This window comes from Dyadobacter sp. CY261 (genome assembly GCF_021440085.1).
GTDB lineage: Bacteria > Bacteroidota > Bacteroidia > Cytophagales > Spirosomataceae > Dyadobacter.
In genome coordinates this window covers 500,122-514,166 of the sequence record NZ_JAKCPW010000002.1, presented here as the reverse complement: position 1 = coordinate 514,166, position 14,045 = coordinate 500,122, and the positions used below count along the sequence as shown (strand labels likewise).

Genomic DNA, 14,045 nt, shown 5'->3' with positions numbered 1-14,045 from the left:
GGGAAGCGTGTATTATAGAGCAATATCCGTACCAAATTTGAGGCATCCTGAAAAATATTCATGAGTGAACGTAGCAAAACCGGCGACGGTGGCATTATCCTGACCAATGCGGAAGACCTGATGAACTGGGCCCGGCTGTCGTCGCTATGGCCCATGGGCTTCGGCCTGGCTTGTTGTGCCATTGAAATGATGGCGACCTACGCTGCCAATTATGACCTCGAACGCTTCGGGATCATGCCCCGGCCTTCACCCCGGCAGTCTGACGTGATGATCGTGGCCGGGACCGTGACCTTTAAGATGGCCGACAGGATCCGCCGTCTTTACGAACAAATGCCGGAACCGCGCTATGTGATTTCAATGGGCAGTTGCTCTAATTGCGGAGGCCCTTATTGGGAGCATGGCTACCATGTCGTAAAAGGTGTCGACCGAATTATTCCGGTTGACGTATATGTACCTGGTTGCCCGCCAAGACCCGAAGCCCTTATTGGCGGGTTTATGAAATTACAGGAAAAAATTCGTGGCAAACAGGAGGCCGTTCCCGGACTCTTCCTCGAAATGGAAGCCGCAGACCAGAAAGCCGTTTTATCCTAGTTGCTTATGACTTTTCAGGAGATTACCGATATTATTACCAGCCGGTTCCCCGAGTATTCTATCCAGGCCGACACCAAAAACCCGCAACCTGCATTGATTGTCCCTCCGCAGGGAATTGCCACCATTTGCCAGTTTTTACAGCAGGATGAAAGGCTTTATTTCGATTACCTCGCCTGCATTACGGCAATCGATAACGGCGTTGCAGCCGACACAATGGAATTGATTTACAATCTGACATCCATTCCCTATGGCGTCGACATTATTTTGAAAACCATTTTTTCAAGAAATACATCCGAAGGTATATTGCCGGTTGTACCGACTGTCAGCCACATTTGGCGCACGGCCGATTGGCATGAAAGGGAAGCCTTTGACCTCATGGGCATTACCTTCGAAGGGCACCCCGATCTCCGTCGCATTTTGTTGCCGGAGGATTGGGAAGGCCACCCACTCAGGAAAGATTACGATGCGCAGGAAAGATACCACGGCATTTACGTCCGTTATGCGGACGGCAAGGCCGCGGAACCCACCAATGATCCGGATAGGGCTTAGTTACGGTTCATTGCATTCGGTAAATAGGCCTACATATTTGGTAGCATGAAAAAGCCTCATTATTTTTCGTTACTAAATTTAATGATCACCCGCATGCGCTTCATCATACTGACCGCCTTCCTTCTTGGTTCAATGCTTCCGGCATTCGCCGACACCGATTCACTTATCGTCAAAGGCCGGATTAACAATCTCAATGGAAGACTTTATCGCCAGGCTCCGTTTATTACTTTTTCGCGCAATAATGTCCTGCAACCACAGTCCGAACTGACCAAGCAGGCCGATTTACAGCCCGATGGCAGCTTCCGTGTATCGCTGCCGATACTTTTTCCACAAGAAGAGGTCTACCTTGATTATGGCGGCAAAGCATTTACCACATTCCTCGGATCACCCGGGACTGTTGAGATCACCTTCGATGGCGATTCCATTGGCAGGGCCAAAAAGCTGTTCTATTTCGCAGGAGTGAATGCAGATGCCAACAACCAATACCCTTTATATCTGGCCGCGGAAAACCAACGGCTAGCCACTAGCAGAACTTTCGGTACGGATTTTTTCAGATCATTCTGGGAAAAGAGCCCATCGGACGCACGTTTCAGCGCCGAAGGCCGGGGAGAATTAAGGTTAGGGTCAGTCAAAGCCGCGACACAGAACACGGTTGCATCACCGGTCCTGTATCAATGGGCGAAGGCAATTACCGATGAAGAGCAGTTACAGCTTTTATATGAACACGCATTGAGCAACCAATATCAAGTCAGCAGAAGCCTGTTGGACAGCCTGAAACGGCTCGAAAAAGCACCTCTCACCGGACAGCGCGTGATTTGGGCGAACCGCTTTGGTAATTATGCCGACTTGATGGTGGAAGGCAAAAAATTCGATAACCCAAGCCGGACCAACTCCCTGCCAGTAAAACTGATGGCGTCACTGATCCGCGACAATGCAAAAAACCTGTCCGCAGAAGACCGTCACCATCTCGACCAGATCAATGCGAACGGACTTGCTGAAAAAGGTGAACTTGATTTCATGAACAAGCTTTTCGCCCGTAACGAAATGGTACTCAACCTGCTGTTTAACTTCGAGCGCGAAAGTCGCATTTACGGCGATTTGTTTGACAGCACCGCCACGGAGTTCCTCAAAGTGCGCTATCTCGCGAAAAACCTTTACAAATATACCTATCCGCAACAGCTTCAGTTGAACAGCCATATTCAATCCCGGGCGGGTATTCCGCAGTTCAAACAGTCGCTTGACGAAATTGTGAAGCTGGAAGTAAAGGACAGCACCGACATCCGCAAGCTCGTCGAATTCAAAAACGCCAGGACGGAGCCTGTGGAAGCTTTGCCCGGCTACTTCCTTACTGCTTCGAACGACCGGGGTAATACTTGGTTCAATGGTGTTTTGGACGGTTTGAAAGGGAAAACCGTATATATCGCAAAATGGAACATCGAAGACGCGAAAAGCCGTGAAGAGCTGGATTTCCTTCCCGCATTGCAGGCGCGGTTGCCCGAAGACATCGTCTTTTTGTTTCTGCATCTTTCAACTGACGATTATACCGTTCCGGACGCGTTGCTGAGGCAATATATCGTGAGACATAGGTTGAAAGGTATTCATATGTCCGTCAATGAGAACCAGGCGATGGACTTGCTGTTCCGGCTTAACCCGCTGGACCTGGCCACATTCTCCATCGTCCGGCCTAATGGCAAGTTCGCGGCGAAAAATGCTACTTCACCAAGGGAAACGGAAAAAACAGCCCAGGCACTCATCGAGGCTAGCCGACAGTGAACTCTGTTGAGCATAGCATACCTGGCGTGGGCGCCTGTGCGTTAAGAGACAGTTGATTTGGATTCCTGGTAAACCCATGTGTAGATACTTACTGTTGTTTCTGATGCTTTCCTTTGCTGCTTCGGCCCAAAACCCCGACAGCCTGGAAACCCACAGCCGCGATAGTATACGCTACACCAATCTCAAAGCCCGGATGTCCAAAACCAAGTTTTCACGGGCAGTGTACCGGCTGTTGTTCAGGGACGTATACAACCAGGGAAAGGTTACGGAGGTAAAAGAAATCGAAACTAACCCCTTTACACCCTACGAGGGAATGGTGATCCGGAAAATCTACGTCCGGCAGCTGAATATCCTTGGCGAATCGGTTTACGACACCACCCGAAAGGGAAACCAGTTGGAAAGGTTTTTAAGTAAAAGTGTGCATACCAACACCCGGGAGGGCATTATCCGGCGCTCATTTCTACTCTTTTCGGAAGGTGACGACATTCAGGCGCATGTTTTGAAGGATACCGAACGTCTGCTGCGTTCTAACAGGATGTTCGTCGATGCGCGTATCGTTGTTATCCCCAGAAAAGATGTAACCTGGATGGCCGATGTGATGGTGCTGATCCAGGATGCATGGTCGCTCAATTTCTCCGGAGGGTTCAGTTCCCTTAACAAATTCAGGGTCGGACTGGAAAACATCAATGTCCGGGGAACCACCCATTCGCAGCGAACGGCCATCCGCTGGGATTCGAAAGACTCCGTCCGGAAATTTCAGTTTCGGGCCATTTACACCGTTCCGTATATCGGCAAAACCTTTATCACGGCACAAGCCAGTCTGATTTTCGAGCGCGAGCTGAGAGAACAGTCCGTCCGCTTTTACAGGCGATTCATAACGACAGAGACAAAATATGCGGGTGCATTTGAAATCGGGCATTACAACACTATGCAAAACAGGCGTGTGGTAGAAACCAAAGACTCGTTGGCTCTGCTACTAACCGACTACAAGTACTACGATTTCTGGATTGGGCGCTCTTTCAAATTCCCGTTTACCAATACCAAGCTGGCCCAAAACTCCCGGATCGTCACTGCATTCAGGCATAATAAATACAATTATGACAAGCGACCGGATGTTGCAGCTGATCTTAACAAGAACTACTGGAACCGTACGGCGACGCTCGTCAGCCTGGGTTTCTCCAACCGGAACTATAAACGGGACGTTTTGATCTATGGCTTTGGCCGTACGGAGGACGTACCGGTCGGTAGCCTTTTTGCACTTACGATCGGGAGGGAAAATACTGAATTTGGCGCACGCGGTTACGGGGGCATTCAGTTTGCGACAGGCAAGTACCTTCCTCATAACCTCGGATATATGTATGGTCTGGCTAATCTCGGTTCCTATTCAAAAAATGGAAAGGCACAACAGGGCGTGATCAATGGAGAGATCAACTACATCAGCAATCTGATCCCCTTCCGCCACAGCTTCTTCCGCCAGTTCGTCAATATCAGGTTTGCCAAAGGTATCAACCGGGACCCACTCGATTATCTCAACATCAGCGGCGACCGTGGGATACGAGGTATTAATAATGATAGATTGATCGGAACAAAGAAGCTTACCGTCGGCACTGAAACTGTTTTCTTCTCTGACAAAAGCCTTTTAGGTTTCCGGATCGCCTATTTTGTTTTTGCGGATTTAGGGCTGGTCAATGGCGTACCGCGTCTCTGGAAAAGCCCGCTATACCAGGGCTATGGGCTCGGATTACGTTTAAGAAATGAAAATCTGACATTCAATACGCTCCAATTGCGCTTCGGTTACTACCTCAATATCCCTGAACTTTCATCCCCTACCCGTTTTGCCACTTCCGGCAATGTTCCCCTGCGCCTGCGCGACTTTGATATTTCCGCCCCAGCCATTGCCCCTTTCCAATAACTCGAAAACCAACCTTTCAAGGAGCTGGTTTTCAATACGTTAACCATAGTCTTTTAAAAATTTATACTTATTTCAACCATCAATCCCTCCATTTTCCGATATGAGGATTAACTTTGTGGAATTTTTGGACGTACCCCTGCTCAAAATCGTCAGGCAACTGCCAAAAGTTGTTTAAGTATTTCCTTCATTTCTACAAATTACCATTCACTGTGCCCAAAAATACGAGTATCAAATCCGTTCTGATTATCGGTTCAGGTCCCATCGTTATCGGTCAGGCGTGCGAGTTTGACTATTCCGGCTCTCAGGCAGCCCGTTCACTACGCGAAGAGGGGATTGAGGTAGTTCTGATCAACTCCAATCCTGCAACAATCATGACTGATCCTATCAGTGCAGATCATGTGTACCTGTTGCCGCTGGAAAAGAAGTACATCGCTGAAATTCTGGAAAAACACAAGGAGATGGGCAGGCCCATCGACGCGGTACTCCCCACGATGGGAGGCCAAACGGCGCTGAACCTGGCAATTGATTGCGACAAGGCAGGTATCTGGAAAAAGTATAATGTCGAGATCATCGGGGTGGATATCAAAGCGATCGAAACCACCGAAGATCGGGAGAAATTCCGTCTGAAAATGCTCGAACTAGGCGTTAATGTGTGTAAGGGCCGCACAGCCCGCTCTTTCCTCGAAGGAAAAGAGATCGCACAGGAAATCGGCTTCCCATTGGTAATTCGTCCTTCATTTACCCTTGGTGGTACCGGAGGTGGATTTGTGGAAAAAGAAGAAGATTTTGACAAAGCGCTTAACTATGGCTTGCACGCGTCGCCTGTACACGAGGTACTCGTTGAGCAAAGCGTAATGGGCTGGAAAGAATACGAGCTCGAATTGCTCCGCGACAGCAAAGGCAACTTCATCATCATTTGTTCGATCGAGAACTTTGACCCGATGGGTGTGCACACCGGCGACAGTATCACAGTTGCGCCAGCGATGACACTCCCTGATACATTGTACCAGCAAATGCGCGACCTTTCTATCAAAATGATGGACGGGATCGGCAAGTTTGCGGGCGGATGTAACGTACAATTCTCGGTGAACCCAGCAGATGACAAGATCATCGCAATCGAGATCAACCCACGGGTTTCTCGCTCATCTGCATTAGCATCGAAAGCAACTGGTTACCCTATCGCGAAAATTGCTGCAAAAATGGCGATCGGTTATGATCTCGACGAGCTCATTAACCCGATCACGGGCAGCACATCGGCGTTCTTCGAACCGTCGATCGACTATGTGATCGTCAAAGTTCCTCGTTGGAACTTTGATAAATTCAAAGGCGCCGACCGCTCTTTGGGCCTCCAAATGAAATCCGTTGGTGAAGCAATGGGTATCGGACGTAATTTCCAGGAAGCATTGCAAAAAGCATGTCAATCGCTGGAAATCCGCAGAAATGGTCTCGGTGCCGACGGTCGCGAACTACGTGACCAGGAGGCTATCAAATACAGCCTGCAACATCCTAGCTGGGACCGCCTGTTCCATATTTACGACGCATTCAAGATCGGTCTATCGTTCAAAACGATCCAGAACCTGACTAAAATAGATGCCTGGTTCCTCCGTCAGATCGAAGAGCTGATCGAGCTGGAACACGAAATTGAAAAATATGACCTCGAAGACTTGCCGAAAGATTTGCTTTTGACGGCAAAACAAAAAGGTTATGCTGACCGTCAGATCGCACATTTGATCAATACCAAAGAAAGTAAGGTATACGATCGCCGGAAAGAACTGGGTATTAAGCGTGTGTACAAATGCGTCGACACTTGTGCGGCGGAATTCGAAGCCAAAACACCTTACTACTACTCTACTTTCAATACATCGCAGGAATTCCCCGACAACGAGTCGATCGTAAGCGACCGCAAGAAGGTTGTCGTACTGGGCTCGGGCCCTAACCGGATCGGCCAGGGTATCGAATTCGACTACTCTTGTGTGCACGGTGTATTGGCGGCAAAAGAGGCTGGATACGAAACAATTATGATTAACTGTAATCCTGAAACTGTTTCTACCGACCCTGATATTGCAGACAAACTGTACTTCGAGCCCGTTTTCTGGGAGCACGTTTTCGACATTATCGAGCACGAAAAACCCGAAGGTGTGATCGTTCAGCTCGGAGGTCAGACGGCATTGAAAATGGCCGAGAAACTGGAAAAATACGGTGTAAAAATCATCGGTACCGACTTCCACTCGCTCGACTGGGCTGAGGACCGCGGACGCTTTTCATCATTGCTCGAAGAACTTGGTATTCCTTACCCGAAATTCGGGACTGTAAGAACTTCCGATGCAGCGGTAGAACTGTCGCGCACGCTGGGCTTCCCGCTGCTGGTTCGTCCAAGCTACGTTTTGGGTGGCCAGAGCATGAAGATTGTGATCAACGAAAAGGAAATGGAACAGCACGTGGTGAAAATCCTGCAAGACATTCCTGATAACAACATTCTTCTCGACCACTTCCTCGAAGGCGCACTGGAAGCCGAAGCGGATGCGATTTGCGACGGCGAAGACGCTTACATTATCGGTGTCATGGAGCATATCGAGCCGGCGGGAATCCACTCGGGTGACTCGCACGCCGCATTGCCGCCATTCGATCTGACAGCCGACGAGATTCGTCAAATCGAAGAGCATACCCGCAAAATCGCGCTGGCGATGAATGTAAAAGGGCTTATCAACGTGCAGTTCGCGATAAAAGACGGTGTGGTGTACGTGATCGAGGCTAACCCACGTGCTTCCCGTACCGTTCCGTTCATTTGCAAGGCTTACAAAGAGCCGTATGTGAATTACGCTACGAAACTGATGCTGGGCGACAAGAAAGTAAAGGATTTCAACTTCAATCCGCAGAAAGACGGCTGGGCGATCAAAATTCCTGTGTTCTCGTTCAACAAATTCCCGAATGTAAACAAGGAACTCGGCCCCGAAATGAAATCGACCGGTGAAGCTATTTACTTCATTAAGGATCTTCAGGATGAATTCTTCCAAAAGATCTACGGCGAGAGAAACCTTTATCTAAGCCGGTAGGATTAGCATATAAAACAGAACGAGCCCGGAGATAATCCGGGCTCGTTCTGTTTTATAGCAATCAATTTTTTTATTTTACTTCCTCATAATCAACATAATCACCGCCTTTGAACCGGGAGGAATCATTGGCATTTGGAGGTGTTGTATCCACCCGCATTCCACCCGGCTTGGTACGGGCTTTCTCCTGTTGTTGCTGTGCACGATATGCTCTTTCCTGCTGCTTGACTAACTGCCTGCCCACCAGCAGGTGAAAAAGAAATCGCCGAAAAAACGGCACAAATGCAATCAGGAGCAGGAGTATGAAGAATATATTAAATAACAGTTTCATCTTAACAATGTTTTTTACCTCTATCAATAACGTAAACCTAACATAATTAGCACACGAAGATAAGTAAAACCGCATGAAAGACGAAACCGGAAATTGAGCGGCACTATCGGTTTACCGGCGGTTCCCTACGCCAGATCTACCGCTTTGCTATTTTCCACCACCCGCTCGTAATAAGCCTCATAATGTGGTAAAATCCTTGCTACCTCGAAATCCTTTGCCCTTGCCAATGCGTTCGCTTTGAAAGTGGGTAGATTAGCATCGTCGAGTATATACGCGGCATGTTTCACCATATCTTCAACATCGCCTACATCACTCAGGAATCCTGTAACGCCATGCACGTTCAGTTCGGGCAGTCCGCCTGCATTGGAAGTAATAATAGGCACTTCACAAGCCAATGCTTCCAAAGCGGCCAATCCAAAGCTTTCCGTTTCTGAGGGCATCAGGAAGAGGTCGGCGACGGAAAGCACTTCTTCAATGGCGTCGAGCTTGCCAAGGAAACGCACGTCCGAAAGCATATCCAAATCCTTGCACAGGCGCTCGATCCTCAAACGTTCGGGGCCGTCGCCTACGAGGAGTAATTTAGTTGGTAAGAGCCTGCGCAGTTTGTCGAAAATCATGATCACATCGTCGATCCTTTTAACCTTTCGGAAATTGGAAGTATGGACGATCAATTTCTCATCATTCGGGCAAATAGCCAGCTTAAAGTGATCTTTTTTCTGGCGATTGAAACGTTCAAGATCGATGAAGTTAGGAATCACTTCAATCTCTTTGGTGATCTTGAAATGGTCGTAAGTATCTCTCTTCAATGATTCCGAAACGGTGGTAACGCCGTCCGACTGGTTGATACTGAATGTGACTACCGGCTCGTAGGAAGGATCCTTGCCCACCAGCGTGATGTCCGTACCATGCAAAGTCGTGATTACCGGTATGTGAATGCCCTGAGCCGCGAGGATCTGCTTTGCGAGATACGCAGATGATGCGTGCGGGATTGCATAATGCACGTGTAGTAAATCAAGGCCTGCATTAGCTACCACATGGACCATTTCGCTCGATAACGCAGACTCGTAAGGCGGGTACTGGAACAATGGATAGGCAGGTATATTTACTTCATGATAATAAAGGTTTTCATTAAAAAAATCCAACCGTTGGGGTTGGGAATAGGTAATGAAATGAACCTGGTGGCCCGCCTTCGCAAGCGCCTTTCCAAGTTCGGTAGCTACCACACCACTTCCTCCGAAGGTAGGATAGCATACGATACCAATTTTCATAATAGGTCAGCAAATGGTTGAATGTCCGGTACGAACAACCGCCCGGACGGCGGCTTTCAATACCTAACAACAAATGCGTGTTTTTTATCCCACAAATGGATAAAGAAGTTCAGAATTGTCGTTAATGGGATAAAATGAATAATTTTATTGCCTAAACCTTCTATTTCCAGCGTCAAACTTCATGAATGTGTCGGCCAGACCCAAGATTACAACATGGGATTATGTAACCGGTAGTGCGCGGCTTGTGCGCATGACCAACCTTGTCATTGTGGCCCTGACTCAGTATCTCACACGAATCCTGCTCATCGGTCCGCGTCACGAATGGAAAGCGATCATCGCCGACTTCGATATGTTTGTGCTATCATTGTCAACAGTGTGCATCGCGGCGGCCGGTTACATTATCAACGATTATTTCGACATCAAGATCGACATTGTCAATAAACCTGAGCGCGTTGTGGTGGGCCGTTACCTGAAACGCCGCTGGGCAATGGGTGCACACCAGGTCCTAAATGTGTTCGGAGCGGCACTAGGCCTTATCGTCAGTCCTTACATCTTCATTATCAATGTGTTTTCAATCACACTGCTCTGGTTTTACTCCGAACGTTATAAGCGGCTGCCTTTCATCGGCAACTTCATTGTGTCGCTGCTTACCGGCCTCACATTGCTGATACTCACTGTGCATTATCCTGCCAACCGGCATTTGGTATTCATTTATGCGGTTTTTTCATTCTTCATTTCCCTCATCCGCGAGGTGGTGAAAGACATGGAAGATATCCGCGGGGACGAAGCCCACGGCTGCCGCACCTTACCAATCATCTGGGGAATCCGCCGGACCAAAACGTTTTTATACTCAGTTATTGTCACGTTTGTTTTTACTCTCTTCATTATGGCGCGCGCACTGCAAAACGACTTGCTTACGCTCCTTTTCCTGTTGCTGCTGATACCGATTGGCCTGCTTCTCCTGCGGCTTTACCAGGCCGACACCCGCCGCGATTTCAGGCAGATCAGCAGTCTCTGTAAATTGATTATGCTAATGGGACTGATTACGATGATTTGGACTTAAAACGCGGAATTAACAGAGGCACAGCCTAATTAACCGTTCGAAAAGTTATATTTGATTACCCCAAAACTAAATCGATGTTACGAATATGAAAAAGCTGCTTTTATGGAGCATCACCTGCATAATGATGCTCGGTCTGAGGGTTAACGCCCAAGAATGCGCCGGTTTTGCCTTTAAAGAAGGGGCTGGTTTTGAAATGAACAACTTCGACGGCAAGGGCAAGCCAACCGGTAAGCTAACTTACAAAATCGCCAAAGTGTCAAAAGAAGGCAGCAATACGGTGGTGACGATCGATATGGAATCCTTCAACAACAAAGGAAAATCCGAGTTGAAAAACACTTACCAAATGAAATGCGATGGGAACGTGCTCACCCTCGACGCGTCCTCACTGATTAATGAGGAACAAATGAAATCATTCCGGAACATGGAAATGAAATTCACATATGACAATATCGAAATTCCTTCCAGGCTGAATGTGGGCGACAAATTGAAAGATGCATCGGTGAAAGGCGAAGGCAAATCCGGCCCTATGGGTGTAACCTTCAATATGTTTATCAAAAACCGGACAGTTGCTGGCCAGGAAAAACTAACCATTCCCGCCGGGAGCTATGATGTGTACAAGATCAGTTCTGACCTGAATATGGAAATGGTGATGGGCTTTCCGGTCAAAATGGAAATGCAAAGTGTTTCTTACCGCGCCCCTGGCATCATTTGGGACCTGAAAACAGAGACTTACCGGAAAGGCAAACTCATGGCATATAGTGAGCTGGCCAAAATTTATTGATTTCTCGAAGTCCTGATATTAATATTTAAGCAAGAACGGCTTCCGGTTCGTCGGCAAGCCGTTCTTTTTCTAGCTTTGTTCGGGTATCTTCTCGACGATGCTCCTTATCTATCATAAATCAACTGCGCTTAATAATGAAAAGAATTGCCATTTTTGCCTCCGGCTCGGGGACCAATGCGGAAAACATTTGCGAATACTTTGCCGATCGCAACGATGTGGATGTTTCGCTGATATTCACCAATAATCCCATGGCCGGAGTAATCAAAAGGGCGCTCAAATTGCAGATACCAGTCGTCTTCTTCGACAAAAAAACCTTTTACCATACCGGCAAGATTCCTCAGATCCTGCAAAACGAAGGCATTGACCTGGTGGTCCTGGCGGGTTTCATGATGCTGGTACCGCCAATGCTGGTCGAAGTATTTCCTACCAAAATGATCAACATCCACCCGGCATTGCTACCCAAGTATGGAGGAAAAGGCATGTACGGGCATTTTGTTCATGAGGCCGTTGTGAATGCACGCGAAACACAGTCAGGCATTACAATCCATTATGTGAATGAGCATTACGACGAAGGCGACATCATTTTCCAGGCCACTTGTAATATAAATCCTGCCGACACACCGGAAGATGTGGCACGGAAGGTCCATAGGCTGGAATACGAGCATTATCCGCGCGTAATCGATGAAATCCTTATGCGACGGTAGCTTATGCTGTTTTTCTCCCTGGCTGTTATTTTCACCGTATTACTTTACCTGATCATGCGCGCCTACCCGCGTTACCAGGTAAACTCTTTTGATGCAGTTGTTTTTAATTATTATTCGTGCGTTATCACAGGGCTTGTTTTAACGCCCGAACTGACCGTTTTCCGGCATGTACAATGGTCTTCCGAAGGAACCATTCTCACCATGGCACTCGGCGCAATGTTCGTAACGGCATTCATGCTCATCGGACTTACTGCCCAAAAGGTGAGCGTCACCGCGACGTCGCTGGCAGGAAATATGTCGCTGGTGATACCGGTGCTGTTCGGATTATTTGTTTTCAGGAATAACAATAAAGACTTTACCGCGCTCAATTACCTGGGACTTGCACTAGCATTGGTAGCGCTGGCATTAGGTGCGATTCAGCGTTCACCAAAAGAGGCAAATGCCGCTAAGACCACAGATAGTGCGCAAATCGCGGGTCAATCTTTGTGGATTTTCCCGGTTCTCACATTCTTCGCATCGGGCACGAACAATACCTTAATCAATTATCTTTCCTCCACGTACTACCCTTCCGGCCAAATCACCGTTTTCATGATCATCGCCTGTTTCGGAGCTGTATTAATCGGCAGTTCGATACTGATTTACAGGATTATAGTACAGGGCCATAAGCTAAAAATCAGAAGCGTACTAGGCGGGCTATTGCTGGGTGTACCAAACTTCCTGTCGCTGTACTTCTTGCTGCTTGCATTAGCGGCGTTCGGCAACAGCGCGGCCTATGTGTTCCCTATTTACAATATCCTTACAATGCTGGTTTCGGCCTTTGCGGCCTGGATTTTGTATAAAGAGCGGCTAAATACCCTGAATAAATGGGGTCTAGTGCTAGCGGTCGTGGCAATTATATTGATTTCCTATCAAGAATTGAACTTGTGATCCTTTGAGGCTGGTTACAATATTATGACTGACACTGCCATCCTGCATATCCCAGAAAGCGAGAAACCGCTCAACAAAAAACAAAAGGAGTTCAACCTACTTTCGGAAACTATTGAGGCGCTCGACCGCCAGATCGCTGAACTGCAAGAGGCCTATGAGGAAATGGCGCGACGAATGCCTACCGAGCTCGATCCGCTCATCCGCGAATACCAGGGTTACCGGGCCGACATTGTCAACCTCTGGGACCGCGCTTACGAGGCTGAGCATTTCAGGAAGGCCTATCAAACAAAACTCGCCTATCTGATTACCGAAAATGCCTATGATCTTATCAAAAATCATGATCTAACGGATCTCAAACCGGTTTTCAACAAATACAGTTCTGTTAATATCGATGTGCTGCTGGAAGAAGAGCAGGCCGCGGAAACGACACGGATCAAAGACCCTACATTTCTGTTGGAAATCGTGAATGAAACGGAGCCGGAAAAAGCATTTCATGAACTTTCCGCGTCTGAACAGCACCGCATCAAAGCCGAAAGACGAGAACAGCGCATGGACGAACGTATAAGGGAAACGCAACAGGCAAAAACGACCAAATCCGTGCGTAGCGTGTATATGGAACTCGTAAAAACCTTCCATCCCGACCGCGAAGCAGACGAAGCTGAAAAGCTGCGCAAAACAGAAACCATGCAGCGCATTATCAGGGCTTACCAGGACAATAATCTTCTGGACTTGCTGAAACTGCAAATGGAGTTGCAGCAAATCGACAGCGCGAGTCTTGAAAATCTCAATAAAAATCAGTTAAGCTATTATAACAAAATCCTTCGTCAGCAGATTGAAGAACTGGGTTCACAAAAGGAAACATTGCAAAAACGCATTTCCGATGTTTGCGGATTGCCCTACCAGCATGCCAATTCACTGGTCACGGTCATTGCGCAGTTTAATGCAAACATTAATGAAATGAAAGTCGAGATTAAGAACATCAAAAATCTATTCAGACATTGGCTGGTACCGTCACAGCTCAAAGCCTATCTGAAACCCTTTCAGATTCCGAACCAGCCGGAAGATACCGAATAAACGGGTAGCGTTATTTTTGCGG

At 47.8% G+C, this 14,045-nt stretch carries 12 protein-coding genes; 10 read left to right on the top strand and 2 right to left on the bottom strand.

Features of this window, described 5'->3' with window-relative positions:
• Nucleotides 1-60 precede the first annotated feature (60 nt).
• The 5 genes from nuoB to carB all read left to right on the top strand — a co-directional run bounded on the left by nuoB (nucleotide 61) and on the right by carB (nucleotide 7,878).
• The gene (nuoB, locus tag LZD49_RS09330) at nucleotides 61-591 is read left to right on the top strand and encodes an NADH-quinone oxidoreductase subunit NuoB (RefSeq protein WP_255720977.1); all 531 of its coding nucleotides are present in this window, start codon (nucleotides 61-63) and stop codon (nucleotides 589-591) included.
• A 6-nt stretch (nucleotides 592-597) separates the two neighbouring features.
• Entirely contained in the window at nucleotides 598-1,140 is a 543-nt protein-coding gene (locus LZD49_RS09325; RefSeq protein WP_234667070.1) for an NADH-quinone oxidoreductase subunit C, read from the top strand.
• 93 nt (nucleotides 1,141-1,233) lie between these two features.
• On the top strand, nucleotides 1,234-2,913 hold the full coding sequence (locus LZD49_RS09320; protein WP_234667069.1) for a hypothetical protein: 1,680 nt from the start codon (nucleotides 1,234-1,236) through the stop codon (nucleotides 2,911-2,913).
• 76 nt (nucleotides 2,914-2,989) lie between these two features.
• On the top strand, nucleotides 2,990-4,825 hold the full coding sequence (locus tag LZD49_RS09315; protein WP_234667068.1) for a hypothetical protein: 1,836 nt from the start codon (nucleotides 2,990-2,992) through the stop codon (nucleotides 4,823-4,825).
• A 209-nt stretch (nucleotides 4,826-5,034) separates the two neighbouring features.
• Complete coding sequence (gene carB, locus LZD49_RS09310) at nucleotides 5,035-7,878, top strand: carbamoyl-phosphate synthase large subunit (protein ID WP_234667067.1); 2,844 nt, start codon at nucleotides 5,035-5,037, stop codon at nucleotides 7,876-7,878.
• A 70-nt stretch (nucleotides 7,879-7,948) separates the two neighbouring features.
• On the opposite strand, the gene LZD49_RS09305 is transcribed toward carB, so the two are convergent.
• Complete coding sequence (locus LZD49_RS09305; protein WP_234667066.1) at nucleotides 7,949-8,206, bottom strand: DUF4834 family protein; 258 nt, start codon at nucleotides 8,204-8,206, stop codon at nucleotides 7,949-7,951.
• A 125-nt stretch (nucleotides 8,207-8,331) separates the two neighbouring features.
• Nucleotides 8,332-9,474, bottom strand: a complete 1,143-nt coding sequence (gene bshA, locus LZD49_RS09300; RefSeq protein ID WP_234667065.1) for an N-acetyl-alpha-D-glucosaminyl L-malate synthase BshA — start codon at nucleotides 9,472-9,474, stop codon at nucleotides 8,332-8,334.
• A 181-nt stretch (nucleotides 9,475-9,655) separates the two neighbouring features.
• Here bshA and LZD49_RS09295 point away from each other — a divergent pair, with 181 nt between their 5' ends.
• The 5 genes from LZD49_RS09295 to LZD49_RS09275 all read left to right on the top strand — a co-directional run bounded on the left by LZD49_RS09295 (nucleotide 9,656) and on the right by LZD49_RS09275 (nucleotide 14,023).
• Nucleotides 9,656-10,537 carry a geranylgeranylglycerol-phosphate geranylgeranyltransferase gene (locus LZD49_RS09295; RefSeq protein ID WP_234667064.1) on the top strand — a complete coding sequence of 294 codons (882 nt, stop codon included), beginning with the start codon at nucleotides 9,656-9,658 and terminating at the stop codon, nucleotides 10,535-10,537.
• 85 nt (nucleotides 10,538-10,622) lie between these two features.
• The gene (locus tag LZD49_RS09290) at nucleotides 10,623-11,318 is read left to right on the top strand and encodes a hypothetical protein (RefSeq protein WP_234667063.1); all 696 of its coding nucleotides are present in this window, start codon (nucleotides 10,623-10,625) and stop codon (nucleotides 11,316-11,318) included.
• 134 nt (nucleotides 11,319-11,452) lie between these two features.
• Entirely contained in the window at nucleotides 11,453-12,022 is a 570-nt protein-coding gene (locus tag LZD49_RS09285) for a phosphoribosylglycinamide formyltransferase (RefSeq protein WP_234667062.1), read from the top strand.
• A 3-nt stretch (nucleotides 12,023-12,025) separates the two neighbouring features.
• Nucleotides 12,026-12,949 carry a hypothetical protein gene (locus tag LZD49_RS09280; protein ID WP_234667061.1) on the top strand — a complete coding sequence of 308 codons (924 nt, stop codon included), beginning with the start codon at nucleotides 12,026-12,028 and terminating at the stop codon, nucleotides 12,947-12,949.
• A gap of 24 nt (nucleotides 12,950-12,973) precedes the next feature.
• Entirely contained in the window at nucleotides 12,974-14,023 is a 1,050-nt protein-coding gene (locus LZD49_RS09275; RefSeq protein ID WP_234667060.1) for a hypothetical protein, read from the top strand.
• Nucleotides 14,024-14,045: the final 22 nt, after the last annotated feature.

Bases quoted from the DNA above. Each gene is read 5' to 3' on its own strand.
- nuoB (WP_255720977.1), top strand. From the start codon at position 61: ATGAGTGAACGTAGCAAAACCGGCGACGGTGGCATTATCCTGACCAAT.
- LZD49_RS09325 (WP_234667070.1), top strand. From the start codon at position 598: ATGACTTTTCAGGAGATTACCGATATTATTACCAGCCGGTTCCCCGAG.
- LZD49_RS09320 (WP_234667069.1), top strand. From the start codon at position 1,234: ATGCGCTTCATCATACTGACCGCCTTCCTTCTTGGTTCAATGCTTCCG.
- LZD49_RS09315 (WP_234667068.1), top strand. From the start codon at position 2,990: ATGTGTAGATACTTACTGTTGTTTCTGATGCTTTCCTTTGCTGCTTCG.
- LZD49_RS09305 (WP_234667066.1), bottom strand. From the start codon at position 8,206: ATGAAACTGTTATTTAATATATTCTTCATACTCCTGCTCCTGATTGCA.
- bshA (WP_234667065.1), bottom strand. From the start codon at position 9,474: ATGAAAATTGGTATCGTATGCTATCCTACCTTCGGAGGAAGTGGTGTG.
- LZD49_RS09295 (WP_234667064.1), top strand. From the start codon at position 9,656: ATGAATGTGTCGGCCAGACCCAAGATTACAACATGGGATTATGTAACC.
- LZD49_RS09290 (WP_234667063.1), top strand. From the start codon at position 10,623: ATGAAAAAGCTGCTTTTATGGAGCATCACCTGCATAATGATGCTCGGT.
- LZD49_RS09285 (WP_234667062.1), top strand. From the start codon at position 11,453: ATGAAAAGAATTGCCATTTTTGCCTCCGGCTCGGGGACCAATGCGGAA.
- LZD49_RS09280 (WP_234667061.1), top strand. From the start codon at position 12,026: ATGCTGTTTTTCTCCCTGGCTGTTATTTTCACCGTATTACTTTACCTG.
- LZD49_RS09275 (WP_234667060.1), top strand. From the start codon at position 12,974: ATGACTGACACTGCCATCCTGCATATCCCAGAAAGCGAGAAACCGCTC.